A 26,615-nucleotide genomic window follows, 5' to 3' on the forward strand; every position below is an offset into this window, starting at 1 on the left:
GTCCCCATCCTGGGCCGGCCGCTCTTATCCGCCGTTTATTGTAGGGCTTTATCTCGGCCGGGCGGGGGGGGGGGGGGGGGGGGCCCCCCCCCCCGCCACTTCAGGCTGCCGTCGGCAGTTCCGGCCGTAGCGGCCAGTACGTGTTCACCGTCTCCGGTGTGCCGCTGCGCGCGAACCAGGCCTGCAGCCCGCGCGCCTGCGCCGCGTGCCACGTCGTCTGCAACGTGTGCAGCTCGGCGGGGCTCAGGCGCTCCAGCCGGGCCGCGAACCGACGGCCCAGCGCCCGTACCAGATCCAGTGAGGCCAGTGCGTCGGCGGCCGCGTCGTGCGCGCCCTCCAGGGTGACCTCGTAGTGCGCGCAGAGGTCGGTCAGGGTGCGGCGGCCCTTGCGGTAGCGGTCCAGATGCTTGTCCAGGACCCGCGGATCGAGGACGAGCAGGGGGCTCGCCTCGAACCAGCGGTCCAGTGAGGACGCCCGGTGCCGCCGCAACTCGCGGTCCAGGAGCGTCAGATCGAACGGCGCGTTCATCACCACCAGTGGGCGGTGCATCGCCGCGTGCTCGGCCAGTTCCTCGGCTATCTCGTACATCACCGGCGCCGGCCAACGGCCGTTGCGCTGCAGGTGTTCGTCCGTCAGCCCGTGCACCGCCGTCGCCGCTTCCGGCACCGGGATGCCCGGGTTCACCAGCCAGCGGGTCACCCGGGGACGGGTGCCCGGGGCGTCCTGGACGACGACCGCTGCGGACACGATGCGGTCGGTCTCCACGTCCACGCCCGTGGTCTCCGTGTCGAAGGCCGCCAAGGGCCCCTCGTACCAGCACGTCATGCCAATACAACTCCTCGTTCACCCACGGCAGCTGACGTTCCGTCTTCTGCCCGTTTGGTGATACCCGGGCCGTTTGCGGCGTACGCCGGAAGGACACAACAGGAGTGCGGGTCTTTGCAGTTCAGCGGCCCGCCACGGGGAAACTCTTTGGCTGGGAAGGCTATTGGTCATGGCGATAGCGCAGCCCGAGCGGGGCGGGCTGCTGCCCGAACGCACGGGCCCCCATCGCGGCACACTCGCCACCACCGCCTGCATGGAGACACTGCAGGTGGGATATCTGCACGCCGTCGCCGCGGCGGCCGGCTGCTCGCTCTCGCAGCCATTCCCGGACAACGGCATCGACTGGCACGTCAGCCACGGCTCGCCCGGGCACACCGTCGACGACGAGGTGACCATCAAGGTGCAGCTCAAGTGCACGTACCAGATCGCACCCAACCCGCCGGGACGTTTCTTCTCCTTCACGCTGGACAACGACCACCTGCGCAAGCTCGCCCGCACACCGGTGTCGGTGCACAAGATCCTCGTGGTGATGCTGGTTCCGCGCTCCCAGGACGACTGGCTGCGCGCCAGCCACGACCGGCTCGATCTGCGCCACTGCTGCTACTGGGTCAACCTGGCAGGGCACCCGATCACCGGCCGGAACCGGACCACCGTGCGGATTCCGACCGCGCGCATCTTCGACGACCGGGCGCTCTGCGAGATCATGACGCGGGTCGGGACGGGAGGACGACCATGAGGCACCGTCCGTACGAGGAGCAGCTGCGGGAAGTCCGGCCGCATCCGGTGGACCCTCACTGGAACCATCCTCCCGAGCCCGCCGAGGTCGACCCCGCGGTGCTCGGCGCCCTGCTGCGCCGGCACGGCTGGCAGCGGCGCGGGGGAGCCCCGGGGCGATACGGCCGCTGGACCCCACCCGGGCCGGGCAACACCGGCACCAGCCTGCTCGTACCAGAGAGCCGCGCCTTCCCGGACAGTGACGATCTGCTCGGGGAGGCGCTCACGGCTCTCGTGCGCAGCGGTACGCCCGCCGCGCGTGAGGTGCTGGTCGGGCTGGCGGTGCCCAGCGACGAGATCCGCTGGTGGCGGGACGTACCGAGCGGACCCGCGGACACCACGCCCTGGACGGTCGAGGAGCAGCTGCGCACCGCGGCCCGGGGGACCCTGCTGGCCGGCGCGCTCGCCACGCGCGCGCGTGCCGGCTACTACGGCGCCCGGCACAAGCGTGCGGCCGCCGCCCTGCTGGAGTCCGTCCTGGTGGGCTCGGCGGAGGGCGGCCGCGGCCTGACCGCCTTCGTGCCCGTCGGCACCGGGCGGCCCCTCGCCGTACGCCTCCACCAGGCGCTGTACGCCGCCCGCGAGGCCATCGACTACCAGCGGGCCACCGGCGGCATGGACGCCTTCGACGGAGCCGTCGAGGCGGGCGTGAGCCGGGAACTGACCGACGCCCTGGTCACGCTCGTGCGCGGCACCGAGGGCGCCCGGATCTCCGTCGAGTGGGCCCCGGGCGCCGGAGTCCCCGACGACTGCGCGGCCACCGTCGAGCCCGTCGAGTTCTCCCCCGGCGACCTGCCCGTGCTGCGCGAGGCCGGCGCCCGCTTCCTGCGCGACGAACCCTCCGTACCGGTCCGGATCACCGGCACCGTGGTCCGGATGCGCCGCTCGGAGCCGCGCGGCGAGGGCGCGGTACGGCTGCGGGTCATCGCCGGCGCCGAGGTGCCGTACGTCCGGGTCACCCTCGACGAGGAGGACTACCGGATCGCCGGGCAGGCCCACCTGGTCGGGCTCCCGGTGCGGGTGCACGGGCGGCTGGAGAGCCGGGGCGGGTTCCGGCGGCTGTCCGGCGCCTCCGGGGTCGTACCGGTGCAGGTGGACGAGGCCGAGCGGGACCGGCTGGTGAAGTCGCTCCAGGAGAACCTCGACTTCTTCGAGGAGGCGTGCAGCGGGGACGAGTGCGACTGACCGCGGACTGTGGGTGACCGTTTAGCGGTCGGTGGTGCCGGGTCGGTACGATCCGGTATTGCGCGCGCTCCTGGTATGGCGCCGCATCCACCTTCAGGCAGGAGAGACCGGTGTCAGACGTCCGTGTGATCATCCAACGCGATTCCGAGCGGGAAGAACGCGTGGTGACGACGGGCACTACGGCCGCCGAGCTCTTCGCCGGCGAGCGCTCGATCATCGCCGCCCGGGTGGGCGGCGAGCTCAAGGACCTCGCGTACGAGCTGAAGGACGGCGAGACCGTCGAGGGTGTCGAGATCTCCTCCGAGGACGGTCTGGGCATCCTGCGCCACTCGACCGCGCACGTCATGGCCCAGGCCGTCCAGGAGCTCTTCCCGGAGGCCAAGCTGGGCATCGGCCCGCCGGTCAAGGACGGCTTCTACTACGACTTCGACGTCGAGAAGCCCTTCCACCCCGATGACCTCAAGGCCATCGAGAAGAAGATGCAGGAGATCCAGAAGCGCGGGCAGAAGTTCTCCCGCCGCGTGGTGACCGACGAGGCCGCCCGCGAGGAGCTGGCGAACGAGCCGTACAAGCTGGAGCTGATCGGCCTCAAGGGCTCGGCGTCCAGCGACGACGGCGCGGACGTCGAGGTCGGCGCCGGTGAGCTGACGATCTACGACAACCTGGACGCCAAGACCGGCGAGCTGTGCTGGAAGGACCTCTGCCGCGGTCCCCACCTGCCGTCCACCCGTCTGATCCCGGCGTTCAAGCTGATGCGCAACGCGGCCGCCTACTGGCGCGGCAGCGAGAAGAACCCGATGCTCCAGCGCATCTACGGCACCGCCTGGCCGTCCAAGGACGAGCTGAAGGCGCACCTGGACTTCCTCGCCGAGGCCGAGAAGCGCGACCACCGCAAGCTGGGCAGCGAGCTGGACCTCTTCTCCATCCCCGAGCAGATCGGCTCCGGGCTGGCCGTCTTCCACCCCAAGGGCGGCATCATCCGCCGCGTGATGGAGGACTACTCGCGCCGCCGGCACGAGGAGGAGGGCTACGAGTTCGTCTACACCCCGCACGCCACGAAGGGGAAGCTCTTCGAGACGTCCGGGCACCTGGACTGGTACGCCGACGGCATGTACCCGCCCATGCAGCTCGACGAGGGCGTGGACTACTACCTCAAGCCCATGAACTGCCCGATGCACAACCTGATCTTCGACGCGCGCGGCCGCTCCTACCGTGAACTGCCGCTGCGGCTCTTCGAGTTCGGCACGGTGTACCGCTACGAGAAGTCCGGCGTCGTGCACGGCCTGACCCGGGCCCGCGGCTTCACGCAGGACGACGCGCACATCTACTGCACCAAGGAGCAGATGGCGGACGAGCTCGACAAGACGCTCACCTTCGTCCTGAACCTGCTGCGCGACTACGGCCTCACCGACTTCTACCTGGAGCTGTCCACCAAGGACCCGGAGAAGTTCGTCGGCTCCGACGAGGTCTGGGAGGAGGCCACGGAGACCCTCCGCGCGGTCGCCGAGAAGCAGGGCCTGCCGCTCGTCCCCGACCCGGGCGGCGCCGCCTTCTACGGCCCGAAGATCTCCGTGCAGACCAAGGACGCCATCGGCCGCACCTGGCAGATGTCGACCGTGCAGCTCGACTTCAACCTGCCCGAGCGGTTCGACCTGGAGTACACCGCGGCCGACGGCTCCAAGCAGCGCCCGGTGATGATCCACCGCGCCCTGTTCGGCTCCATCGAGCGGTTCTTCGCGGTGCTCCTGGAGCACTACGCGGGCGCCTTCCCGGCGTGGCTGGCACCGGTCCAGGCGGTCGGCATCCCGATCGGCGACGGACACGTCGAGTACCTGCAGAAGTTCGCGGCCGAGGCCAAGAGGAAGGGCCTGCGGGTCGAGGTCGACGCGTCGTCGGACCGGATGCAGAAGAAGATCCGCAACGCCCAGAAGCAGAAGGTGCCCTTCATGGTCATCGCGGGCGACGAGGACATGACGGCCGGCTCGGTCTCCTTCCGGTACCGCGACGGTTCGCAGGAGAACGGCATTCCGTTCGAGGAGGCCATCGCCAAGATCGCGCAGGTGGTCGAGGAGCGGACCCAGGTCTGAGCCCGCACCTTTGCGAGAGGCCCTCGGAGATCACTTCTCCGGGGGCCGTTCGTCTTCCTCCCCCAGCGCGAACCGCTGCAGCAGCATCGACGAGAACGACCCGGTGACCGTTCCCAGCAGCGCCAGACCGCAGGCCATCAGCCCGACCGCGATGGTCCGGCCGCGCGGGGTCACCGGGACGACGTCGCCGTAGCCGACGGTCGCGAGCGTCTCGCAGGTCCACCAGACGGCATCGCCGAAAGTACGGATGCTGGCGTTCGGGGCGGCGCGCTCGGCCTGGTAGACGGCGAGCGCGCCGGCGAAGCCCAGCAGCGCGATCGACAGCGCCGCGTAGACCGTCACGCGCGCGTACAACGCCAGCCAGGGGCGCCCGCGCCGGCGCTGCATCGCCTCGTAGGTCCGTACGATCCGCACCGGCCGCAGCAGGGGCAGCAGCAGGACGAGCGTGTCCAGCCACTGCCGTCGTACGAAGCGCGGACCTTGGCCGCTGATCCGCCAGCGCACCGCGTAGTCGACGCCGAACAGCGCCCAGGCCGCGTAGGTCAGCGACAGGAACAGGTCGTGCACACTCCCGGGCAGACCGGGCGCCAGCACATGCACCGCGTACGAGCCGAGGAAGACCAGTGACGCGATGCCGAGCGGGAGGTCGGCCCACTGCTGCCAGCGGGTCAGCCGGCTGTCGTCGTCCATCCGCCCAGCTTCGCCGTCCGGCGGTTTCCGCTGGCCCCGGCGACACGCTGCGAACGGGCGAAGCAATATGCTGCCTAGCATGACGAGTGAGCCGGAGCAGCAGATCGGAGTGGGGACGCAGGACGCGTTCCAGCGCCTGTGGACGCCCCACCGGATGGCCTACATCCAGGGCGAGAACAAGCCGACCGGCCCGGGGGCCGACGACGGCTGTCCCTTCTGCTCGATCCCGGCCAAATCCGACGAGGACGGTCTGATCGTCCGGCGCGGCGAGCACGTGTACGCGGTGCTCAACCTCTACCCGTACAACGGCGGCCATCTGATGACGGTCCCGTACCGCCATGTCGCCGACTACACGGACCTGACCGGCCCGGAGACGGCCGAGCTGGCCGAGCTGACCAAGCAGGCGATGACCGCGCTGCGCACGGCGTCCGGTGCCCAGGGCTTCAACATCGGCATGAACCAGGGCGCGGTGGCCGGCGCGGGCATCGCGGCCCACCTGCACCAGCACATCGTCCCGCGCTGGGGCGGGGACACGAACTTCATGCCGGTGGTGGGCCACACGCGGGTGCTGCCGCAACTGCTGGCCGACACCCGCAAGATGCTGGCCGAGGCCTGGCCGACGGCAGCGTGATCAGCCCGTCCGGCGTTTGAGGACGAGGCCGCTCAGGCCGAAGCGGCGGTGTGGGGGCGACAGCCCCCGGCGGCGCCTGCGGCCCCCTCTTCTTCGGCTCTGCTGCCGGAGGCTCACGCGTCGTACTTGTCCGCCTTCTTCGGTGACGCGTCCTGGACCGCTCCGCTGAGGTTCCCCGCCCTCGAGGTGAACTTGTCGACGTTGACGTCGTGCTCCTTGAGGACACTGAGCGCGGCCCGGTGCACGGCACGGAGTATCGGCGTGGCCGCGCGCAGCGCGTCGTCGGCCATGAAGCGGTGGTCCCAGGGCTGGTCGGCCCAGGCGTGCCGCAGACCGAACGGCTCGGGCAGTCCTATGGAACCGCCGAGCCACTTCAGCAGCGGCGGGTACCAGCTGATGGTGGCGCGCGCGGCGAGGCGGACCACCTCGTCGGCGGTGACCAGCGGCAGCTTGATGGTCCGGGTCTCCCAGAACCGCACCGTCTTGGAGACCGTCCTGGTGGGCGCCTCGGGCTTGCCGCTGAAGAAGCCGTTGACCGGGCCGAGGGCGTGTCCGGTGACCTCGATCCGCAGGGTCTCCTTGAGCACGGTCACGGTGGTCATCATCGTGATGATCAGGCCGCCGTCCCACAGGTACGGCCACTGCACGCCCAGGTAGTGGCGTTCCCCCTTGTCGAAGTGGTTGCTGTTGCAGATCCGCTCCACGTCGGCGGGCCCCACCTTGTAGTCGGTCCCCTCGGGCCTGGACACCGCCTTGGCGCCCGCTCCGACATGGGTGGCGATCCAGTGCTTGACCTGGGGTTCCGGGAAGCCGCCGGTCTTCAGGTGCTGCCGGTGCAGCACGCTCAGCTCCTTCTCGATCTCCCGGACGACCGTCCAGGACCGGAACTCGTGGACGCCCTTGACCGGGTCGAGGGGGACCAGTTCCTCCGCGAGCACCCAGGAACCCCAGCGGGTGCCCATGCCGAGTATGCCCTTGGTGCCGGCGTAGAAGACCGAGTTGGACTGCTGCTCGGCGCTGAGCCGGGCCAGCGACTGGCGCAGCTGCTCGGCCGCGGCCTGGTCGGGGCTGGTCGGCACCGCCTCGGGGACCTTCGCGCCGACACTGCCGCCGGAGAGCAGACCGTCCCAGGCCGCGCGCAGGTCCGTCGCGGTCCTTTCGCAGAGCCGCTTGGCCAGGTACCAGCCGACGACGGGGAGCACGATGCAGCCGCGCGCGTACCAGCCCCAGAAGCCGGTGAGCGGCATCCGGATCAGGAAGATCACCGCGAGCACGCCGACGGCGGCCAGCAGGGCGCTGCCGAGCCCGGAAACCCGCTTGTTGTCGGCCTTCATCATGGTCGCGCGGAGCTGGAAGACCAGCAGCCAGACCACCAGGCCGGGCAGGAACAGCAGGCCGCACAGGAACATGATGGCGGTCAGGCGCTGGTCGCGTTCCTTGCGGATGCGGTTGGCGGCGAGGCAGTGCTCGACGACCACCTGGGGTTCGCTGCCGAAGGACTGGATGAGCGGTTTGCGGCCGACGCCCAGCATGCGGTCGATGACCGCCTGGGAGTACGCCTCACCGAAGTTGGGCCGGAAGATCTTCGCCCACTTGCGGCCCTCGTTGACCGTGGACTGGTGCCACTCGTTGTCCGCCTTCTTGATCTCCTCCATCGGCGTGTCCCGGTAGGCCGCCGAGGCCAGGGCATAGGTCGGGGCCTGCGCCTCGCCGCCCGGCCTGGGCACCTGCGGCCCGAAGAAGTCCTCGAAGCTCATTCCCGCCCCCACTTGCCGCCGTCCCGCTTCTGCGGCCTTCCCGACTTCCGTACTCCGCACACCTGTTGATCAAGTACTCAGAGTATCCCCGGCCACCGACAACCGTCGGCGGACGGCCGAAGCCGTCCGCCGAACACCCTTTGTCGTCGACTGTGACGACTCGCCGACTGTGACGCCGATGACGCCTATGACGACTATGAGGCCGACTACGAGCCCTCCTTGGCCTGTTCGCGAATCTTCTCGGCGATCTGCGGTGGCATCGGCTCGTGACGGGCGTACGAGCGGCTGAAACGCGCCGTGCCGTGCGACAGGGAGCGCAGGTCGACCGCGTACCGGCCGATCTCGAACTCCGGCACCTCTGCCTTGATCAGCGTGCGCCCGCCGCTGGTCTGCTCGGTGCCCAGCACCCGGCCGCGCCGCCCGGACAGGTCGCTCATCACCGCGCCCACGTAGTCGTCGCCGACCAGCACGGACACCTCGGCCACCGGCTCGAGGAGATGGATCCGGGCCTCCGCGGCCGCCTCCCGCAGCGCCAGCGCGCCCGCCGTCTGGAAGGCGGCGTCGGAGGAGTCCACCGAGTGCGCCTTGCCGTCGAGGAGGGTCACCCGCACGTCGACGAGCGGGTAGCCGGCCGCGACGCCCTTGGTGGCCTGGGCCCTGATGCCCTTCTCGACGGACGGGATGAACTGCCGGGGCACGGCGCCGCCGACCACCTTGTCGACGAACTCGATGCCGGAGCCGCCGGGCAGGGGTTCCACCTCGATCTCGCAGATCGCGAACTGCCCGTGCCCGCCGGACTGCTTGACGTGCCGGCCGCGCCCGGCGGACCGGCCGGCGAACGTCTCGCGCAGGGACACCCGGTGCGGTACGACGTCGACCTGGACGCCGTACCGGTTGCGCAGCCGCTCCAGGGCGACGTCCGCGTGCGCCTCGCCGAGGCACCACAGGACGACCTGGTGGGTGTTCTGGTTCTGTTCGAGCCGCATGGTCGGGTCCTCGGCGACCAGGCGGGACAGGCCCTGTGAGAGCTTGTCCTCGTCCGCCTTGCTGTGCGCCTGGATGGCGAGCGGCAGCAGCGGGTCGGGCATCTCCCACGGCTCCATGAGCAGCGGGTCGTCCTTGCCGGAGAGGGTGTCGCCGGTCTCCGCGCGGCCGAGCTTCGCCACGCACGCCAGGTCACCGGCGATGACATGGGTCACCGGCCGCTGCTGCTTGCCGAACGGCGTGGACAGGGCGCCGATCTTCTCGTCGACGTCATGGTCCTCGTGGCCGCGGTCGGCGAGGCCGTGCCCGGAGACATGGACCGTCTCGTCGGGGCGCAGCGTGCCGGAGAAGACCCGGACCAGCGAGACCCGGCCGACGTACGGGTCGGAGGCGGTCTTCACCACCTCGGCGACCAGCGGACCGCCCGTGTCGCAGGGCTTGATGTCGCGCGGCTCGCCGTCGATGGTGGTGACCCCGGGCGTGGGGTGCTCGAACGGGGTCGGGAACCCTCGCGTGACCAGCTCCAGCAGCTCCACCGTGCCCAGCCCCTGGCGGGCGCCGTCGGTGGCCGGGGCGGCGGCCAGGACGGGGAAGAACGCCCCGCGCGCCACGGCCCGCTCCAGGTCCTCGATCAGTGTCTTGAGGTCGATCTGCTCGCCGCCCAGATAGCGGTCCATGAGCGTCTCGTCCTCGCTCTCCGAGATGATCCCCTCGATCAGCCGGTTGCGGGCCTCGTCGATGTCCGGCAGCTGGTCGGGCCCGGGCTCGGACTCCTTGCGCTCCCCGGAGGAGTAGTCGAACAGCTTCTGCGTGAGCAGCCCGACCAGACCCGTCACGGGCGCGTGCCCGTCCGGTCCCTGCGGGCCGTGCAGCGGCAGATAGAGCGGGAGCACGGCGTCGGGGTCGTCGGCGCCGAACGCCTCGGCGCACACCCGGGTCATCTCCTCGAAGTCCGCGCGGGCGGCCTCCAGGTGCGTGACGACGATCGCCCGGGGCATCCCGACGGCCGCGCACTCCTCCCACACCATCCGGGTCGAGCCGTCCACCCCGTCCGAGGCCGAGACGACGAAAAGGGCCGCGTCCGCCGCACGCAGACCGGCCCTCAGCTCACCGACGAAGTCGGCGTATCCCGGGGTGTCCAGGATATTGATCTTGATTCCGTCCCAGTCGACCGGTACCAGCGACAGCTGTACGGAGCGCTGCTGCCGGTGCTCGATGTCGTCGTAGTCCGAGACCGTGCCGCCGTCCTCCACGCGGCCCGCCCGGTTCACCGCTCCCGCGGTCAGCGCGAGAGCCTCCACCAATGTGGTCTTGCCCGATCCGGAGTGGCCGACCAGTACCACATTCCGTACGGACGCGGGGTGGTCGGCCGCTGTAGCCCTGCCGGCGGCTCCGGGGTGTTCCTTGACCTTGTCGCCCATGGCCTTGCCTCCCGTGCACGGTGAGGTCTGTGTGGGCGCGGGCGAGCATGCCGGGCCGCGTGCGGCGGCGGCACCGATGACGCCCGCGGTTATTCGAGCTTTCCACTCCCGTCACGGTGCGTCCATACGAAGGACGTGATCGTGCCCGTGAGCCCCTCCGTGCGCCGCCACCGGTCCCGTCCGCGAGTGCCCAGCCGTCGCACACACGCGCGCGTGGCTACGATGGGCCAGCCGGGGTGGCCAGCAGGGGCCGCACGGCGCAACGACCGTCGGGAAGGCCATGCTGAACAAGTACGCGCGTGCATTTTTCACGCGTGTCCTCACACCGTTCGCCGCGTTTCTCATCCGCCGGGGTGTGAGCCCGGACACGGTCACGCTCCTCGGCACGGCCGGAGTCGTCGCGGGCGCGCTGGTCTTCTTCCCCCGGGGCGAGTTCTTCTGGGGCACGATCGTGATCACGCTGTTCGTGTTCTCGGACCTGGTGGACGGCAACATGGCCCGCCAGCTGGGCCGCACCAGCCGCTGGGGCGCCTTCCTGGACTCCACCCTGGACCGGGTCGCCGACGGCGCGATCTTCGGCGGCTTCGCCCTCTGGTACGCGGGCAACGGGAACAACAACGTCCTGTGCGCCGTCTCCATCTTCTGCCTGGCCAGCGGCCAGGTGGTGTCGTACACCAAGGCGCGCGGCGAGTCGATCGGGCTGCCGGTGGCCGTCAACGGCCTGGTCGAGCGCGCCGAGCGCCTGGTGATCTCGCTGGTGGCGGCCGGTCTCGCCGGTTTCCACAAGTTCGGTGTGCCGGGCATCCAGATCCTGCTCCCGATCGCCCTGTGGGTGGTTGCGGTGGGCAGCCTCGTCACGCTGGTCCAGCGGGTCGTCACGGTCCGCCGTGAGTCCGCCGAGGCGGAGGCGGCGGCCGAGCGGGAGAAGGCCTCGCACGGGAGCGAGGCGGCACAGTGACCGCCGCCGACCGGCTCACCGACGGTCTGTACGGGCTCGGCTGGAGCACCGTCAAGAAACTGCCCGAGCCGGTCGCCGTGCGCCTCGGCCGGACCGTCGCGGACCTCGCCTGGCGGCAGCGCGGCAAGGGTGTCCAGCGCCTGGAGTCCAACTACGCGCGCGTGCTGCCCGACGCGAGCCCGGAGCGGCTGCGCGAGCTGTCGCGCGCGGGCATGCGGTCGTACCTGCGCTACTGGATGGAGTCCTTCCGGCTCCCGGCCTGGAGCGAGGACCGGATCCGGGCCGGCTTCGACGTCAAGGACGTCCACCACCTCACCGACGGCCTCGCCTCCGGCAAGGGCGTGATCATCGCGCTGCCGCACCTGGCCAACTGGGACCTGGCCGGCGCCTGGGTCACCACCGAGCTGAAGACCCCGTTCACCACGGTCGCCGAGCGCCTCAGGCCGGAGACGCTCTACGACCGTTTCGTCGCCTACCGCGAGGGCCTCGGCATGGAGGTCCTGCCGCACAGCGGCGGCTCCGCCTTCGGCAACCTCGCCCGCAGGCTGCGCGACGGCGGCCTGATCTGCCTGGTCGCCGACCGGGACCTGTCCGCCTCCGGCGTCGAGGTCGACTTCTTCGGCGACACCGCGCGGATGCCCGCGGGACCGGCCCTCCTGGCCCAGCAGACCGGCGCGTACCTGCTTCCGGTGACCCTCTGGTACGACGACACTCCCGTCATGAAGGGCCGGGTGCACGCCCCGATCGACGTCCCCGAGTCAGGTGACCGGGACTCGAAGACGTCTGTCATGACACAGGCGCTGGCCGATGCCTTCGCCACCGGGATCGCCGACCATCCGGAGGACTGGCACATGCTCCAGCGGCTGTGGCTCGCCGACCTCGACCCCGCGAAGGGACCGTCGTGAGGATCGGCATCGTCTGCCCGTACTCCTGGGACGTGCCCGGTGGCGTCCAGTTCCACATCCGTGACCTCGCCGAGTACTTCATCCGCCTCGGCCACGACGTCTCCGTCCTCGCCCCCGCCGACGACGACACCCCTCTCCCGCCGTACGTCGTCTCGGCCGGCCGCGCGGTCCCGGTGCCGTACAACGGCTCGGTGGCCCGCCTCAACTTCGGCTTCCTGTCCGCCGCGCGGGTGCGCCGCTGGCTGCACGACGGCGCCTTCGACGTGGTCCACATCCACGAGCCGACCTCGCCCTCCCTCGGCCTGCTGACCTGCTGGGCGGCGCAGGGCCCGATGGTGGCGACCTTCCACACCTCCAACCCGCGCTCCCGCGCGATGATCGCCGCGTACTCGATCCTCCAGGCCGCCCTGGAGAAGATCAGCGCCCGGATCGCGGTCAGCGAGTACGCCCGCCGCACGCTGGTCGAGCACCTCGGCGGGGACGCGGTGGTCATCCCCAACGGCGTCGATGTCGACTTCTTCGCCAAGGCCGAACCGCGCCTCGAGTGGCAGGGCGACACCATCGGCTTCATCGGCCGGATCGACGAGCCCCGCAAGGGCCTCCCGGTGCTGATGAAGGCCCTCCCCAAGATCCTCGCCGCCCGCCCGGAGACCAGGCTCCTGGTGGCCGGCCGCGGCGACGAGGAGGCCGCCGTCGAGTCCCTGCCCGCCGAGCTGCGCTCCCGCGTCGAGTTCCTCGGCATGATCAGCGACGAGGACAAGGCCCGCTTCCTGCGCAGCCTCGACCTGTACATCGCGCCCAACACGGGCGGCGAGAGCTTCGGCATCATCCTGGTCGAAGCTCTCTCGGCCGGGGCTCCCGTCCTCGCCTCCGACCTCGACGCCTTCGCTCAGGTACTGGACCAGGGGGCGGCGGGCGAACTCTTCGCCAACGAGGACGCGGACGAGCTGGCCAAGGCCGCGCTGCGGCTCCTGGCGGACCCGGAGCGCCGGGCCGCGCTGAGCGCCCGCGGCAGCGTGCACGTACGCCGCTTCGACTGGTCGACCGTGGGCGCGGACATCCTGTCCGTCTACGAGACGGTGACGGCGGGCGCGGCCGCGGTGGCGGCGGACGAACGCCCGGGCCTGCGGGCACGGTTCGGACTGGCACGGGACTGAGCCCCCGGGCGGGGTCCGTGCCCGGGGGCTGAGTTTTCGGGCGGGGCTCGTGCCGGCGTGGGACTGAGTTCCACGGGTGGGGTTCGGGGTGGCGTGGGGCTTGGTCCCTGGGCGGGGCTGGTGCCGGCGTGTGGCTGAGTCCCCGGGCGGGGTTCGTGGCCGGCGTGTGGCTGAGTTCCGTGGGTGCGGTTCCGGTTGGGGTGGGGCTGAGCTCCGCGGGCGAGGTTCCGGTTGGGGTGGGGCTGAGTTCCGTGGGTGCGTCGGCGGGCCGCTAGCGTGTGCGCCCGTGACCGCAACCCTCATCTGGACGCTCTGGATCCTCGCCGCCCTCGTCGTGACCGGCCTCTATCTGAGCTGGACCGCGGGGCGGCTCGACCGGCTGCACGCACGCATCGACGCCGCCCGCGCCGCCCTCGACGCCCAGCTGCTGCGGCGCGCCTCAGTCGCCCAGGAGCTGGCGACCTCCGGGGTGCTGGACCCGGCCGCCTCGATCGTGCTCTACGAGGCCGCGCACGCCGCCCGGCAGGCCGAGGAGGACCAGCGGGAGGTCGCCGAGAGCGACCTGAGCCAGGCCCTGCGCGCGGTCTTCGAGCACCCGCAGCAGGTCGAGGAGGTCCGCGCGGCCCCCGGCGGCGAGGCCGCGACGAGCGAGCTGGCCGAGGCCGTACGCCGGGTGCCGATGGCCCGCCGCTTCCACAACGACGCCGTCGGCGCGGCCCGCCGGCTGCGCGAGCACCGCAAGGTCCGCTGGTTCCGGCTGGCCGGACACGCCCCCTTCCCGATGGCCTTCGAGATGGACGACGAGCCGCCCGCGGCACTGGTGGACCGCGGCACCGGACCGGCCGCCTGAGCTGCGACGGGCCGGTGCCGGCAGGCCAAAAGGATCCACCGGCTTGCCATTGGCCCTTGCTGTGGACTGGTCCACTCGCGTTTCCTCGGTGTTTGCAGAAACCCTCTTTCACCCAGTGAGGTCACCCGTGTCCACCGTTGAGAACCAGGCCCCCGAGACCGGCACCGCCCGCGTGAAGCGCGGCATGGCCGAACAGCTCAAGGGCGGCGTGATCATGGACGTCGTCACGCCGGAGCAGGCGAAGATCGCCGAGGACGCGGGCGCCGTCGCCGTCATGGCCCTGGAGCGGGTCCCGGCCGACATCCGCAAGGACGGCGGAGTGGCCCGGATGTCCGACCCGGACATGATCGAGGGCATCATCGAAGCCGTCTCCATCCCGGTCATGGCCAAGTCCCGGATCGGCCACTTCGTCGAGGCCCAGGTCCTCCAGTCGCTCGGCGTCGACTACATCGACGAGTCCGAGGTCCTCACCCCGGCCGACGAGGTCAACCACTCCGACAAGTGGGCCTTCACCACCCCCTTCGTCTGCGGCGCCACCAACCTCGGCGAGGCCCTGCGCCGGATCGCCGAGGGCGCGGCCATGATCCGCTCCAAGGGCGAGGCCGGCACCGGCAACGTCGTCGAGGCGGTCCGCCACCTGCGCCAGATCAAGAACGAGATCGCCAAGCTGCGCGGCTTCGACAACAACGAGCTGTACGCCGCCGCCAAGGAACTGCGCGCCCCGTACGAGATCGTCCGCGAGGTCGCCGAGCTGGGCAAGCTCCCGGTCGTGCTGTTCTCCGCCGGTGGCGTCGCCACCCCCGCCGACGCCGCGCTGATGCGCCAGCTCGGCGCCGAGGGCGTCTTCGTCGGCTCCGGCATCTTCAAGTCCGGCGACCCGGCCAAGCGCGCCGCCGCGATCGTGAAGGCCACCACGTTCTACGACGACCCGAAGATCATCGCGGACGCGTCCCGCAACCTCGGCGAGGCCATGGTCGGCATCAACTGCGACACCCTCCCCGAGACCGAGCGCTACGCGAACCGGGGCTGGTGATGACCACTCCGGTGGTCGGAGTCCTCGCGCTCCAGGGCGACGTACGGGAGCACCTCGTCGCCCTGGCCGCGGCCGACGCCCTGGCCAGGCCGGTCCGGCGTCCCGAGGAACTCGCCGAGGTGGACGGCCTGGTCATCCCGGGCGGCGAGTCCACCACCATCTCCAAGCTGGCCGTCCTGTTCGGCGTGATGGAGCCGCTCCGCGCGCGCGTGCGGGCCGGAATGCCCGTCTACGGCACCTGCGCGGGCATGATCATGCTCGCCGACAAGATCCTCGACCCGCGCTCGGGCCAGGAGACGATCGGCGGCATCGACATGATCGTGCGCCGCAACGCCTTCGGACGGCAGAACGAGTCGTTCGAAGCGGCGGTCGACGTCAAGGGCGTCACGGGCGATCCTGTAGAGGGCGTGTTCATCCGCGCCCCCTGGGTCGAGTCGGTCGGCGCCGCGGTCGAGGTGCTCGCCGAGCACGACGGCCACATCGTCGCGGTCCGCCAGGGCAACGCGCTCGCCACGTCGTTCCACCCCGAGCTGACCGGCGACCATCGTGTGCACTCCCTGTTCGTCGACATGGTGCACGCGAACCGGGCGGCGGAGTCCTAGTAGGATCTCTGGCGTTCGTTGCAGAGATGGGTTACGCGAAGGAGACAGGCAGATGTCCGGCCACTCTAAATGGGCCACGACGAAGCACAAGAAGGCCGTGATCGACGCCAAGCGCGGCAAGCTCTTCGCGAAGCTGATCAAGAACATCGAGGTCGCCGCGCGGATGGGCGGCGTCGACATCGAGGGCAACCCGACCCTCTACGACGCCATTCAGAAGGCGAAGAAGCAGTCGGTCCCGAACAAGAACATCGACTCCGCGGTCAAGCGCGGCGGTGGTCTTGAGGCCGGCGGTGCCGACTACGAGACGATCATGTACGAGGGCTACGGCCCGAACGGCGTCGCGGTGCTCATCGAGTGCCTCACCGACAACCGCAACCGCGCGGCCTCCGACGTGCGCGTCGCCATGACCCGCAACGGCGGCAACATGGCCGACCCGGGCTCGGTGTCGTACCTCTTCAACCGCAAGGGCGTCGTCATCGTCCCCAAGGGCGAGCTGACCGAGGACGACGTCCTGGGAGCCGTCCTGGATGCGGGCGCCGAGGAGGTCAACGATCTCGGCGAGTCCTTCGAGGTGCTCAGCGAGGCCACCGACATGGTCGCGGTCCGCACCGCCCTCCAGGACGCCGGTATCGACTACGACTCGGCCGAGGCCAACTTCGTCCCGACCATGCAGGTCGAGCTGGACGAGGAGGGCGCCCGGAAGATCTTCAGGCTGATCGACGCCCTTGAGGACAGCGACGACGTGCAGAACGTCTTCGCCAACTTCGACGTCAGCGACGAGGTCATGGAGAAGGTCGACGCGTAACGCGCGCACGGGCTGAACGGACCGAACGGGCCGACGGGACACACCCGTCGGCCCGTCGTCATGTCGGCCGTTGTCGGTGGCACCGGATAGCCTGCACAAACTGGGGGCACCTCCCAGCGATAGCTGGGGGAGACCGAAGGGAGGGGTGCGTGCGCGTACTGGGGGTGGATCCCGGGCTGACCCGATGCGGTGTCGGGGTCGTCGACGGCGTCGCCGGGCGGCCGCTGACCATGGTCGGTGTCGGAGTCGTGCGCACGCCCGCGGACGCCGAACTCGGCCGGCGCCTCGTCGCCATCGAGCAGGGCATCGAGCAGTGGCTGGACGAGCACCGGCCCGAATGCGTCGCGGTGGAGCGCGTGTTCAGCCAGCACAACGTCCGGACCGTGATGGGCACCGCCCAGGCCAGCGCCGTCGCCATGCTGTGCGCCGCCCGCCGGGGCATCCCGGTCGCCCTGCACACCCCCAGCGAGGTCAAGGCCGCCGTCACCGGCTCGGGGCGCGCCGACAAGGCCCAGGTCGGCGCCATGGTCACCCGGCTGCTACGGCTCGACGTACCGCCCAAGCCGGCCGACGCCGCCGACGCCCTCGCGCTCGCCATCTGCCACATCTGGCGGGCCCCCGCCCAGAACCGACTCCAGCAGGCCGTCGCCCTGCACGCAGCCAACGCAACGAAAGGCCGTACGGCATGATCGCCTTCGTGAGCGGCCCGGTCGCCGCCCTCGCCCCGGACTCCGCGGTCGTCGAGGTGGGCGGGATCGGCCTCGCGGTCCAGTGCACGCCCAACACCCTGTCCGGGCTGCGGATGGGCCGGCAGACCAAGCTCGCCACCTCCCTCGTCGTCCGGGAGGACTCGCTCACCCTGTACGGCTTCGCCGACGACGACGAGCGCCAGACCTTCGAACTGCTGCAGACGGCGAGCGGGGTCGGCCCCCGGCTCGCCCAGGCCATGCTGGCGGTGCACAGCCCGGACGCGCTGCGTCTGGCCGTGGCCACCGGCGACGAGAAGGCCCTCACCGCCGTACCGGGCATCGGCAAGAAGGGTGCCCAGAAGCTGCTCCTGGAGCTGAAGGACCGGCTCGGCGAGCCCCTCGGCGCCCCCGCGATCGGTGCGCCGGTCAGCCAGGGCTGGCGCGACCAGCTGCACGCCGCGCTCATCGGCCTCGGCTACGCGACCCGGGAGGCCGAGGAGGCCGTCACCGCCGTCGCCCCGCAGGCCGAGGCCGCCGGGGGCACCCCCCAGGTCGGCCAGCTGCTCAAGGCGGCCCTGCAGACCCTCAACCGCGCCCGCTGACCCCACCACCGCTGAGGCACATCACTTATGAACTGGGACGACACGACCGACACCGGCGCCGACGCGGAGCGGCTGGTGGGCGCTGTCGCCGACGGCGAGGACCAGGCCGTCGAGGCCGCCCTGCGCCCCAAGGACCTCGGTGAGTTCATCGGCCAGGAGAAGGTCCGCGAGCAGCTCGACCTGGTCCTGCGGGCCGCACGCGCGCGGGGCGCCACCGCCGACCATGTGCTGCTCTCCGGCGCCCCCGGCCTGGGCAAGACCACACTCTCCATGATCATCGCGGCGGAGATGGGCGCGCCGATCCGCATCACCTCGGGCCCCGCCATCCAGCACGCCGGCGACCTGGCCGCGATCCTCTCCTCCCTCCAGGAGGGCGAGGTCCTCTTCCTCGACGAGATCCACCGGATGTCGCGGCCCGCCGAGGAGATGCTGTACATGGCCATGGAGGACTTCCGCGTCGACGTGATCGTCGGCAAGGGCCCCGGCGCCACCGCCATCCCCCTCGAACTCCCCCCGTTCACCCTGGTCGGCGCCACCACGCGGGCCGGCCTGCTGCCCCCGCCGCTGCGCGACCGCTTCGGCTTCACCGGGCACATGGAGTTCTACGAGCCGCGGGAGCTGGAGCGGGTGGTGCACCGCTCGGCGAACCTGCTGGACGTCGAGATCGACACCGCCGGCGCCGCCGAGATCGCCGGCCGCTCGCGCGGCACGCCCCGGATCGCCAACCGGCTGCTGCGCCGCGTCCGCGACTATGCGCAGGTCAAGGCGGACGGGCTGATCACGCGCGAGATCGCGCACGCCGCGCTGGCCGTCTACGAGGTGGACGAACGCGGCCTCGACCGGCTCGACCGCGCGGTCCTGGAGGCCCTGATCAAGCTGTTCGGCGGCGGCCCGGTCGGTCTGTCCACGCTCGCCGTCGCGGTGGGGGAGGAGCGCGAGACGGTCGAGGAGGTCGCCGAGCCCTTCCTGGTCCGCGAGGGACTGCTCGCCCGCACCCCACGCGGCCGCGTCGCCACCCCCGCCGCCTGGGCCCACCTGGGCCTGACCGCCCCGCGGGGGACGGGACCCGGCCAACAGGACCTGTTCGGCACGTGACACCGGACCGGCCCCCGGCGCCCACCACAGGCCGCCCCACCGGCCCAGCAGCGCCGCCGCGGTAGACGGCCTCCATGAGCAGCGCCCGGCCTTCACACATGCCGTCGGATGCGCGGAGCCGGGTCTTCGCGCCTGCCGTCGGCCGCGTACCCGATCTTCGCGCCCGCCCGCGGACGTGCCGTACCGGTCTGTGTGCCTGCCGTCGGACGTGCCGTGTACCCGTCTTCGCGTCTGCCGTCGGACGTGCCGTGGCCGGGCTTCGCGTCTACCGTCGGATGTGTGGTGCCGGGGCTTCGCGCCGGTCCCTGGACGTGTGGTGTCCTGTCATGACATGTGTGCTGGACGCTCCGCGCCGGGGCCTCGTGTCCGCCCCCGGGGCGCGTCTCGCCCCGCCCCTCCATTACCCCTGGCCCCCGGTATCCCGCCGCCCGCCGCGCAGGCTCCGTGGGCAGACGTGATCTCTTCGTGACGGCGGGGCATTGGCGGGTGCAGGAACCCAGGTGCCATGCTGAGCGTTGTTCCATGCGCGCGGACTCGCTTAGACTCCGCCGATGCTGCCTTTGCGGGCGGCGCCGACCACACCCCCATCATCCAGGCCGCTCACTGCCGCGGCTGCGCGAAGGAAATTCCGTCTCGTGAATACCTTGCCTCTTCTCTTCTTCATCGTCCTTATCGCGGCCATGTTCCTGATGACGCGTTCCAACAGGAAGCGCCAGCAGCAGGCGAAGCAGATGCGGAACGAGATCCAGCCCGGCAGTGGCGTCCGCACCATCGGGGGCATGTACGCGACGGTCAAGGAGGTCAACGAGGACACGGTCCTCCTCGACGCCGGCCCGGGCGTCGACCTCCTCTTCGCGAAGAACGCGATCGGTGCCGTTCTCACCGACGACGAGTACAACCGCATCGTGCACGGCATCGAGCACGACCTGAAGTCCGACACCGACATCGTCCCGGACGACGCCTCCTCCCTCACTGAGACCGACGACGAGCCCGCCGGCGCTGCCGCCGCCTCCGGCGACAAGACCGTCGACTTCGGTAAGAAGGACGCGGCCGAGGAGAAGGCCGACGAGAAGGCCGAGGACACGGTGGAGGCCAAGGCCGAGGAGGCGGAGCCCACCGAGGCGAAGGCCGACGAAGAGCCGAAGAAGACCGACGGCGACTCCGACGCGAAGTAGCCGTGTCCCGGGGAGCACGGCGCGCATCACCCGCGCCGGCCGCACCCCGGGCACGTCTGTTTCCCGGACGGGATCCCGACACCATGTCATGGCCGACCGCGCCGACCAGGCGCACGGCGGCCCGAGAGGGAGTACGAGAAGGTGGCAGCACCTAAGAGGGGCCGGAGCGCGAGCGCCCAGAGCAAGCCAGGGCGCTCGCTGGCCTTGATCCTGATCGCCATCGTGGCGCTCACCGGAGGGATGTTCCTCTCCGGAAACACCACTCCGCGTCTCGGTATCGACCTGGCCGGTGGTACGAGCATCACGCTCCAGGCGCAGAACGAGCCGGGCCAGCCCAACGCGATCAACAAGGCCAACATGGACACCGCGGTCGACATCATGAACCGCCGTGTCAACGGCCTCGGTGTCTCCGAGGCGGAGGTGCAGACCCAGGGCACCAGCAACATCATCGTCAACATCCCCAAGGGCACCAACTCCGAAGAGGCCCGCCAGCAGGTCGGCACCACCGCGAAGCTGTACTTCCGCCCGGTCCTGGCCCAGGAGGCCAGCGCAGGCAGCGCGTCGAGCGCCTCCCCGAGCGCGTCCGCCAGCGGCAGCTCCAGCGCCTCCCCGAGCACGACCGCGAGCCCGTCGAGCAGCGCGTCCGCGTCCGAGAAGGCGACCGGGTCGTCCTCCGCCACGCCGTCCTCCTCCGCCACCTCGCAGGGCCGCGCCGTCACCGACGCGCTGAAGGCCGACTCCACGCCGTCGTCCTCGGCGTTCGCCGCGTCCTCGGCCAGCCCCTCCGCCTCCTCCTCGGCCGACGCGAGCGCCTCCGCCGAGGCCTCGAAGCTGCAGGCCGAGTACACCGCGCTGGACTGCTCCAAGGCCGCGCAGCGCGCCACCGCCGGCAAGAGCGCCAAGCCGGCCGACGCCACGGTGGCCTGCGGCCAGGTCTCCGGCGCCTGGTACAAGTACGTGCTCGGCCCGGCCGCCGTCGACGGCACCGAGGTCAAGAAGGCCCAGGCCGTCTTCGACACGCAGGGCGCCTCCGGCTGGCAGGTCCAGATGAACTTCAGCTCCAGCGGAGCCAAGAAGTTCGCCGACATCACCGCCTCCCTCGCCAAGAACTCCCAGCCGCAGAACGAGTTCGGCATCGTCCTCGACGGCGAGGTCGTCTCCAGCCCGTACGTGCAGCAGTCCATCACCGGCGGCCAGGCGGAGATCTCCGGCAGCTTCACCCAGGAAGAGGCGCAGAGCCTCTCCAACATGCTGTCGTACGGCGCGCTCCCGCTGTCCTTCAAGACGCAGAGCGTCACCACCGTCACCGCCGCCCTCGGTGGCGAGCAGCTGCACGCCGGTCTGCTGGCCGGTGCCATCGGTCTCGCGCTCGTCGTGATCTACCTGGTGGTCTACTACCGGGGTCTGTCGCTGGTCGCGATGGCCTCGCTGCTGGTCTCCGCGATCCTGACCTACGTACTCATGGCGTTGCTCGGCCCGGCCATCGGCTTCGCGCTGAACCTGCCGGCCGTCTGTGGTGCGATCGTCGCGATCGGTATCACAGCGGACTCGTTCATCGTGTTCTTCGAACGCATCCGGGACGAGATCCGTGAGGGCCGCACGCTGCGTCCCGCCGTCGAGCGGGCCTGGCCGCGCGCCCGGCGCACCATCCTGGTCTCCGACTTCGTGTCGTTCCTGGCCGCCGCCGTGCTGTTCATCGTGACCGTCGGCAAGGTCCAGGGCTTCGCGTTCACCCTCGGTCTGACCACCGTGCTCGACGTGGTCGTCGTCTTCTTCTTCACCAAGCCGCTGATGACGGTCCTCGCCCGGCGTAAGTTCTTCGCGAGCGGCCACAAGTGGTCCGGGCTCGACCCGAAGGGTCTGGGCGCCCAGCCCCCGCTGCGCCGCACCCGCCGTCCCGCCGGTCCCGTCGCCGGCCCTGTCGACCCGAAGGAAGCGTGAGCGATGTCGAAACTCGGCAACCTCGGCGCCCGACTCCACCGCGGCGAGATCAGCTACGACTTCATCGGCAAGCGCAAGATCTGGTATGGCATCTCCATCCTGATCACCATCACGGCCATCGTCGGCCTGGCGGTGCGCGGCCTGAACATGGGCATCGACTTCCAGGGCGGTGCCGTCTTCACCACCCCGAAGACCAGCGTCTCCGTCTCGCAGGCCGAGACGTACGCGGAGGACGCCTCGGGCCACGACGCGGTCGTGCAGAAGCTCGGCACGGGCGGTCTGCGCATCCAGATCGCGGGCATGGACACCGAGAAGTCGGACGCCACCAAGGCCCAGCTGGCCAAGGACATGAAGGTGGACTCCGAGTCCATCGCCGCCGACCTGGTCGGCCCCAGCTGGGGTGACCAGATCGCCAACAAGGCCTGGGAAGGCCTCGCCATCTTCATGGTCCTCGTGGTGATCTACCTGGCGATCGCCTTCGAGTGGCGGATGGCGGTCGCGGCCCTGGTCGCGCTGATCCACGACATCACCATCACGACCGGTATCTACGCCCTGGTCGGCTTCGAGGTCACGCCCGGCACGATCATCGGTCTGCTGACGATCCTCGGTTACTCGCTCTACGACACGGTCGTCGTCTTCGACAGCCTCAAGGAGCAGACGAAGGACATCACCAAGCAGACCCGCTTCACCTACAGCGACATCGCGAACCGGTCGATCAACGGCACCCTGGTCCGTTCGATCAACACCACGGTGGTCGCGCTGCTGCCGGTCGCGGGCCTGCTGTTCATCGGCGGTGGCTTCCTCGGCGCGGGCACGCTCAACGACATCTCGCTGTCGCTGTTCGTCGGTCTGGCCGCCGGTGCCTACTCGTCGATCTTCATCGCCACGCCGCTCGTCGCCGACCTCAAGGAGGCCGAGCCGCAGATGAAGGCGCTGCGGAAGCGTGTCCTCGCCAAGCGGGCCCAGGCCGCCGCCGAGGAGGAGATGGCCGAGACCCGGGTCGGCGGCCCGGAGGAACCCGACGACGCCGCTCCGGCCGTCGTCGGCCCGCGCAACCAGCCCTCCTCCCCCCGTAACCGGGGCGGCCGCGGCCGGCCTTCGGGGAAGCGCCGATGACGGACATCCGGGAGTTGCTGCTCAGCCGCATCCGGGACGTCGCGGACTACCCGGAGCCGGGCGTGATGTTCAAGGACATCACCCCGCTCCTGGCGGACCCGGCCGCGTTCACCGCGCTCACCGACACCCTCGCGGAGATCGCCGGGCGCACCGGTGCCACCAAGGTCGTCGGTCTGGAGGCCCGGGGCTTCATCCTGGGTGCCCCGGTCGCCGTCCGGGCCGGTCTGGGCTTCATCCCGGTCCGCAAGGCCGGCAAGCTCCCCGGGGCGACCCTGAGCCAGGCCTACGACCTGGAGTACGGCTCGGCCGAGATCGAGGTGCACGCCGAGGACCTCGGCGGGAACGACCGGATCCTGATCGTCGACGACGTGCTCGCCACCGGCGGCACCGCCGAGGCCTCGATCCGGCTGATCCACCGCGCCGGCGCCGAGATCGCCGGCGTCGCGGTCCTGATGGAGCTGGGCTTCCTGGGCGGCCGCGCCCGCCTGGAGCCGGCCCTGGACGGAGCGCCGCTGGAGGCCCTCCTCCAGGTCTGAGCGTCGTACAACTGATCGAACGGCCGTCCTTCGGGGCGGCCGTTCGCGTGTGCCGCCGGGCCCTCGCAACCCCCAGGACACCCCGGTGGAATCCCTCGGCAGCCTCCCGTGTTACTTGCGTATACGGTTCTCGGTTCGGCCTGCAGGCGATGACACGGCCCAGGATCGCTACCATGGGCAGTCCGGAGCCTGACCGGGGGACCCGGATCGCGCACGAGGAGCCCTCTTGCCAGACGAGGCCCAGCCACTGACCGCCGCCAAGCCCGAGCCTGGCTCGGCACCCGCGGCGAAGCCCGCGCCGAACGTGTCGCAGACGAAGAACGACACCCGTGGGCCGGTCGAGCATGCCCAGTCCGCGCCCGCCGAGAAGTCGGCCGAGACCTCGCGCCCCAAACCGGCCCCGGCCGAGCGCCCCACGACCCGCCCCAACAGCGGCCAGCCCGCGCGCACCGGCTCCTCCAACCGCGTCCGCGCCCGCCTCGCCCGCCTCGGCGTGCAGCGCGCCAACCCGTACAACCCGGTCCTGGAACCGCTGCTGCGCATAGTCCGCAGCAACGACCCCAAGATCGAGAACGCCACGCTGCGCCAGATCGAACGTGCCTACCAGGTCGCCGAACGCTGGCACCGGGGCCAGAAGCGCAAGAGCGGCGACCCGTACATCACCCACCCGCTGGCGGTGACCACGATCCTCGCCGAGCTGGGCATGGACCCGGCGACCCTGATGGCGGGGCTGCTGCACGACACCGTCGAGGACACCGAGTACGGCCTGGAGGACCTGCGCCGCGACTTCGGCGACGTCGTCGCGCTGCTCGTCGACGGCGTCACCAAGCTGGACAAGGTCAAGTTCGGCGAGGCCGCGCAGGCCGAGACCGTGCGCAAGATGGTCGTCGCCATGGCCAAGGACCCGCGCGTCCTGGTCATCAAGCTCGCCGACCGCCTGCACAACATGCGCACCATGCGCTACCTCAAGCGCGAGAAGCAGGAGAAGAAGGCGCGCGAGACGCTGGAGATCTACGCGCCGCTCGCCCACCGCCTGGGCATGAACACCATCAAGTGGGAGCTGGAGGACCTTGCGTTCGCGATCCTCTACCCCAAGATGTACGACGAGATCGTCCGGCTGGTGGCCGAGCGGGCACCGAAGCGTGACGAGTACCTGGCCATAGTGACCGACGAGGTCCAGGCCGACCTGCGCGCCGCCCGCATCAAGGCGACCGTCACCGGCCGCCCGAAGCACTACTACAGCGTCTACCAGAAGATGATCGTCCGCGGCCGGGACTTCGCGGAGATCTACGACCTGGTGGGCATCCGCGTCCTGGTGGACACCGTCCGCGACTGCTACGCGGCCCTGGGCACCGTCCACGCGCGCTGGAACCCGGTTCCGGGGCGCTTCAAGGACTACATCGCGATGCCCAAGTTCAACATGTACCAGTCGCTGCACACGACGGTCATCGGCCCCAACGGCAAGCCCGTCGAACTCCAGATCCGGACGTTCGACATGCACCGCCGCGCCGAGTACGGCATCGCCGCGCACTGGAAGTACAAGCAGGAGGCCGTCGCCGGTGCCTCCAAGGTCCGCACCGACGTGCCGAAGTCGTCCGGCAAGGGCAAGGACGACCACCTCAACGACATGGCGTGGCTGAGGCAGTTGCTGGACTGGCAGAAGGAGACCGAGGACCCCAGCGAGTTCCTGGAGTCCCTGCGCTTCGACCTGTCCCGCAACGAGGTCTTCGTCTTCACCCCCAAGGGCGATGTCATAGCGCTCCCGGCCGGGGCCACCCCGGTCGACTTCGCGTACGCCGTGCACACCGAGGTCGGCCACCGCACGATAGGCGCGCGGGTCAACGGCCGCCTGGTCCCGCTCGAATCCACCCTGGACAACGGTGACCTGGTCGAGGTCTTCACCTCCAAGGCGCCCGGCGCGGGCCCGTCCCGCGACTGGCTCGGCTTCGTCAAGTCACCGCGTGCCCGCAACAAGATCCGGGCCTGGTTCTCCAAGGAGCGCCGGGACGAGGCGATCGAGCAGGGCAAGGACGCCATCGTCCGCGCGATGCGCAAGCAGAACCTGCCGATCCAGCGGATCCTCACCGGCGACTCGCTGGTCACGCTCGCCCACGAGATGCGCTACCCGGACATCTCCTCGCTGTACGCGGCGATCGGCGAGGGCCATGTCGCCGCGCAGAACGTCGTGCAGAAGCTGGTGCAGGCGCTCGGCGGCGAGGAGGCGGCCACCGAGGAGATCGACGAGTCGGTCCCGCCGGCCCGCGGCCGCCGCAGCAAGCGCCGCAGCAGCCAGGACCCCGGTGTGGTCGTGAAGGGCGTCGACGACGTCTGGGTCAAGCTCGCCCGCTGCTGTACGCCCGTACCCGGAGACCCGATCATCGGCTTCGTCACCCGCGGTAGCGGTGTATCGGTTCACCGCAGCGACTGCGTCAACGTGGAGTCACTGTCCCGGGAGCCGGAGCGCATCCTCGACGTCGAGTGGGCGCCCACCCAGTCCTCGGTCTTCCTGGTCGCCATCCAGGTCGAGGCCCTGGACCGCTCCCGGCTCCTGTCCGACGTCACCCGCGTCCTGTCCGACCAGCACGTCAACATCCTCTCCGCGGCCGTCCAGACCTCCCGCGACCGGGTGGCCACCTCGCGCTTCACCTTCGAGATGGGCGACCCCAAGCACCTGGGCCACGTCCTGAAGGCCGTACGCGGCGTGGAGGGCGTCTACGACGTCTACCGGGTCACGTCGGCCCGCAACCGGTCGTAGCGCACGGCATACGACGAGAGGGGCCCCGTACGCCGTGTACG

23 protein-coding genes are annotated in these 26,615 nt (G+C 70.6%); 19 read left to right on the forward strand and 4 right to left on the reverse strand.

Going from position 1 to position 26,615, the window contains the following annotated elements:
* Positions 1-100: 100 nt before the first annotated feature.
* On the reverse strand, positions 101-826 hold the full coding sequence (locus ACFWXC_RS50765) for a 3'-5' exonuclease (RefSeq protein WP_384490747.1): 726 nt from the start codon (positions 824-826) through the stop codon (positions 101-103).
* Positions 827-995: 169 nt separating this feature from the next.
* On the opposite strand from ACFWXC_RS50765, the gene ACFWXC_RS50770 reads away from it, so the two are divergent.
* The 3 genes from ACFWXC_RS50770 (at position 996) to thrS (ending at position 4,872) form a co-directional block, all read left to right on the forward strand.
* A complete protein-coding gene (locus tag ACFWXC_RS50770; RefSeq protein ID WP_351707290.1) occupies positions 996-1,562 on the forward strand; it encodes a DUF4365 domain-containing protein in 567 nt (188 codons plus the stop codon).
* Positions 1,559-2,785 (forward strand): hypothetical protein, encoded by a 1,227-nt coding sequence (locus ACFWXC_RS50775; RefSeq protein WP_384490748.1) that lies wholly within the window; start codon positions 1,559-1,561, stop codon positions 2,783-2,785. Before ACFWXC_RS50770 ends, ACFWXC_RS50775 begins: the two co-directional genes overlap by 4 nt.
* Positions 2,786-2,895: 110 nt before the next feature.
* Entirely contained in the window at positions 2,896-4,872 is a 1,977-nt protein-coding gene (gene thrS, locus ACFWXC_RS50780) for a threonine--tRNA ligase (protein WP_384490750.1), read from the forward strand.
* Positions 4,873-4,902: 30 nt separating this feature from the next.
* Here the strand turns inward: thrS and ACFWXC_RS50785 are convergent, their stop codons facing one another.
* On the reverse strand, positions 4,903-5,562 hold the full coding sequence (locus tag ACFWXC_RS50785) for a potassium channel family protein (protein ID WP_384490753.1): 660 nt from the start codon (positions 5,560-5,562) through the stop codon (positions 4,903-4,905).
* A 67-nt stretch (positions 5,563-5,629) separates the two neighbouring features.
* Between ACFWXC_RS50785 and ACFWXC_RS50790 the strand changes: the two genes are divergently transcribed.
* Positions 5,630-6,193 carry an HIT family protein gene (locus ACFWXC_RS50790; protein ID WP_384490755.1) on the forward strand — a complete coding sequence of 188 codons (564 nt, stop codon included), beginning with the start codon at positions 5,630-5,632 and terminating at the stop codon, positions 6,191-6,193.
* Positions 6,194-6,306: 113 nt separating this feature from the next.
* On the opposite strand, the gene ACFWXC_RS50795 is transcribed toward ACFWXC_RS50790, so the two are convergent.
* Both ACFWXC_RS50795 and ACFWXC_RS50800 read right to left on the reverse strand, forming a co-directional pair.
* Positions 6,307-7,950 carry a hypothetical protein gene (locus ACFWXC_RS50795; protein WP_384490756.1) on the reverse strand — a complete coding sequence of 548 codons (1,644 nt, stop codon included), beginning with the start codon at positions 7,948-7,950 and terminating at the stop codon, positions 6,307-6,309.
* A 206-nt stretch (positions 7,951-8,156) separates the two neighbouring features.
* A complete protein-coding gene (locus tag ACFWXC_RS50800; RefSeq protein WP_384490758.1) occupies positions 8,157-10,355 on the reverse strand; it encodes an elongation factor G-like protein EF-G2 in 2,199 nt (732 codons plus the stop codon).
* A gap of 280 nt (positions 10,356-10,635) precedes the next feature.
* Between ACFWXC_RS50800 and pgsA the strand changes: the two genes are divergently transcribed.
* The 15 genes from pgsA to ACFWXC_RS50875 all read left to right on the forward strand — a co-directional run bounded on the left by pgsA (position 10,636) and on the right by ACFWXC_RS50875 (position 26,574).
* Positions 10,636-11,313, forward strand: coding sequence for a phosphatidylinositol phosphate synthase (gene pgsA, locus ACFWXC_RS50805; RefSeq protein WP_384490760.1), 678 nt, complete (start codon positions 10,636-10,638; stop codon positions 11,311-11,313).
* Positions 11,310-12,218: a phosphatidylinositol mannoside acyltransferase gene (locus tag ACFWXC_RS50810; RefSeq protein ID WP_384490762.1), complete on the forward strand. Its 909-nt coding sequence runs from the start codon at positions 11,310-11,312 to the stop codon at positions 12,216-12,218. The genes pgsA and ACFWXC_RS50810 overlap by 4 nt, the downstream gene beginning before the upstream one ends.
* The gene (locus ACFWXC_RS50815; RefSeq protein WP_384490763.1) at positions 12,215-13,375 is read left to right on the forward strand and encodes a glycosyltransferase family 4 protein; all 1,161 of its coding nucleotides are present in this window, start codon (positions 12,215-12,217) and stop codon (positions 13,373-13,375) included. Before ACFWXC_RS50810 ends, ACFWXC_RS50815 begins: the two co-directional genes overlap by 4 nt.
* A 286-nt stretch (positions 13,376-13,661) precedes the next feature.
* Positions 13,662-14,225, forward strand: coding sequence for a hypothetical protein (locus ACFWXC_RS50820; RefSeq protein ID WP_384490765.1), 564 nt, complete (start codon positions 13,662-13,664; stop codon positions 14,223-14,225).
* Between the two features lie 127 nt (positions 14,226-14,352).
* Positions 14,353-15,258, forward strand: coding sequence for a pyridoxal 5'-phosphate synthase lyase subunit PdxS (gene pdxS / locus ACFWXC_RS50825; protein WP_384490766.1), 906 nt, complete (start codon positions 14,353-14,355; stop codon positions 15,256-15,258).
* Positions 15,258-15,860, forward strand: coding sequence for a pyridoxal 5'-phosphate synthase glutaminase subunit PdxT (pdxT, locus tag ACFWXC_RS50830; protein ID WP_384490768.1), 603 nt, complete (start codon positions 15,258-15,260; stop codon positions 15,858-15,860). Before pdxS ends, pdxT begins: the two co-directional genes overlap by 1 nt.
* A 52-nt stretch (positions 15,861-15,912) precedes the next feature.
* Positions 15,913-16,665, forward strand: coding sequence for a YebC/PmpR family DNA-binding transcriptional regulator (locus tag ACFWXC_RS50835; RefSeq protein WP_384490770.1), 753 nt, complete (start codon positions 15,913-15,915; stop codon positions 16,663-16,665).
* A gap of 149 nt (positions 16,666-16,814) precedes the next feature.
* Positions 16,815-17,354, forward strand: coding sequence for a crossover junction endodeoxyribonuclease RuvC (ruvC, locus tag ACFWXC_RS50840; protein WP_384490772.1), 540 nt, complete (start codon positions 16,815-16,817; stop codon positions 17,352-17,354).
* Positions 17,351-17,956 (forward strand): Holliday junction branch migration protein RuvA, encoded by a 606-nt coding sequence (ruvA, locus tag ACFWXC_RS50845; protein WP_384490774.1) that lies wholly within the window; start codon positions 17,351-17,353, stop codon positions 17,954-17,956. The genes ruvC and ruvA overlap by 4 nt, the downstream gene beginning before the upstream one ends.
* A gap of 27 nt (positions 17,957-17,983) precedes the next feature.
* Complete coding sequence (ruvB, locus tag ACFWXC_RS50850) at positions 17,984-19,051, forward strand: Holliday junction branch migration DNA helicase RuvB (protein WP_384490776.1); 1,068 nt, start codon at positions 17,984-17,986, stop codon at positions 19,049-19,051.
* Positions 19,052-19,686: 635 nt separating this feature from the next.
* Positions 19,687-20,226: a preprotein translocase subunit YajC gene (gene yajC, locus ACFWXC_RS50855; RefSeq protein WP_384490778.1), complete on the forward strand. Its 540-nt coding sequence runs from the start codon at positions 19,687-19,689 to the stop codon at positions 20,224-20,226.
* Positions 20,227-20,367: 141 nt separating this feature from the next.
* The gene (gene secD / locus ACFWXC_RS50860) at positions 20,368-22,167 is read left to right on the forward strand and encodes a protein translocase subunit SecD (protein WP_384490780.1); all 1,800 of its coding nucleotides are present in this window, start codon (positions 20,368-20,370) and stop codon (positions 22,165-22,167) included.
* Positions 22,168-22,170: 3 nt separating this feature from the next.
* The gene (gene secF / locus ACFWXC_RS50865; protein WP_384490782.1) at positions 22,171-23,283 is read left to right on the forward strand and encodes a protein translocase subunit SecF; all 1,113 of its coding nucleotides are present in this window, start codon (positions 22,171-22,173) and stop codon (positions 23,281-23,283) included.
* Positions 23,280-23,819, forward strand: a complete 540-nt coding sequence (locus ACFWXC_RS50870) for an adenine phosphoribosyltransferase (protein WP_384490784.1) — start codon at positions 23,280-23,282, stop codon at positions 23,817-23,819. The genes secF and ACFWXC_RS50870 overlap by 4 nt, the downstream gene beginning before the upstream one ends.
* Positions 23,820-24,045: 226 nt before the next feature.
* Positions 24,046-26,574, forward strand: a complete 2,529-nt coding sequence (locus tag ACFWXC_RS50875) for a RelA/SpoT family protein (protein ID WP_384490785.1) — start codon at positions 24,046-24,048, stop codon at positions 26,572-26,574.
* Positions 26,575-26,615: the final 41 nt, after the last annotated feature.

It is taken from the genome of Streptomyces sp. NPDC058683, from assembly GCF_042716195.1.
In the GTDB taxonomy this organism is placed as follows: domain Bacteria; phylum Actinomycetota; class Actinomycetes; order Streptomycetales; family Streptomycetaceae; genus Streptomyces.

Coding starts and splice junctions, on each gene's coding strand:
- ACFWXC_RS50765 (WP_384490747.1), bottom strand. CDS start 826: ATGACGTGCTGGTACGAGGGGCCCTTGGCGGCCTTCGACACGGAGACC.
- ACFWXC_RS50770 (WP_351707290.1), top strand. CDS start 996: ATGGCGATAGCGCAGCCCGAGCGGGGCGGGCTGCTGCCCGAACGCACG.
- ACFWXC_RS50775 (WP_384490748.1), top strand. CDS start 1,559: ATGAGGCACCGTCCGTACGAGGAGCAGCTGCGGGAAGTCCGGCCGCAT.
- ACFWXC_RS50785 (WP_384490753.1), bottom strand. CDS start 5,562: ATGGACGACGACAGCCGGCTGACCCGCTGGCAGCAGTGGGCCGACCTC.
- ACFWXC_RS50790 (WP_384490755.1), top strand. CDS start 5,630: ATGCTGCCTAGCATGACGAGTGAGCCGGAGCAGCAGATCGGAGTGGGG.
- ACFWXC_RS50795 (WP_384490756.1), bottom strand. CDS start 7,950: ATGAGCTTCGAGGACTTCTTCGGGCCGCAGGTGCCCAGGCCGGGCGGC.
- ACFWXC_RS50800 (WP_384490758.1), bottom strand. CDS start 10,355: ATGGGCGACAAGGTCAAGGAACACCCCGGAGCCGCCGGCAGGGCTACA.
- pgsA (WP_384490760.1), top strand. CDS start 10,636: ATGCTGAACAAGTACGCGCGTGCATTTTTCACGCGTGTCCTCACACCG.
- pdxT (WP_384490768.1), top strand. CDS start 15,258: ATGACCACTCCGGTGGTCGGAGTCCTCGCGCTCCAGGGCGACGTACGG.
- ACFWXC_RS50835 (WP_384490770.1), top strand. CDS start 15,913: ATGTCCGGCCACTCTAAATGGGCCACGACGAAGCACAAGAAGGCCGTG.
- ruvA (WP_384490774.1), top strand. CDS start 17,351: ATGATCGCCTTCGTGAGCGGCCCGGTCGCCGCCCTCGCCCCGGACTCC.
- ruvB (WP_384490776.1), top strand. CDS start 17,984: ATGAACTGGGACGACACGACCGACACCGGCGCCGACGCGGAGCGGCTG.
- secF (WP_384490782.1), top strand. CDS start 22,171: ATGTCGAAACTCGGCAACCTCGGCGCCCGACTCCACCGCGGCGAGATC.
- ACFWXC_RS50870 (WP_384490784.1), top strand. CDS start 23,280: ATGACGGACATCCGGGAGTTGCTGCTCAGCCGCATCCGGGACGTCGCG.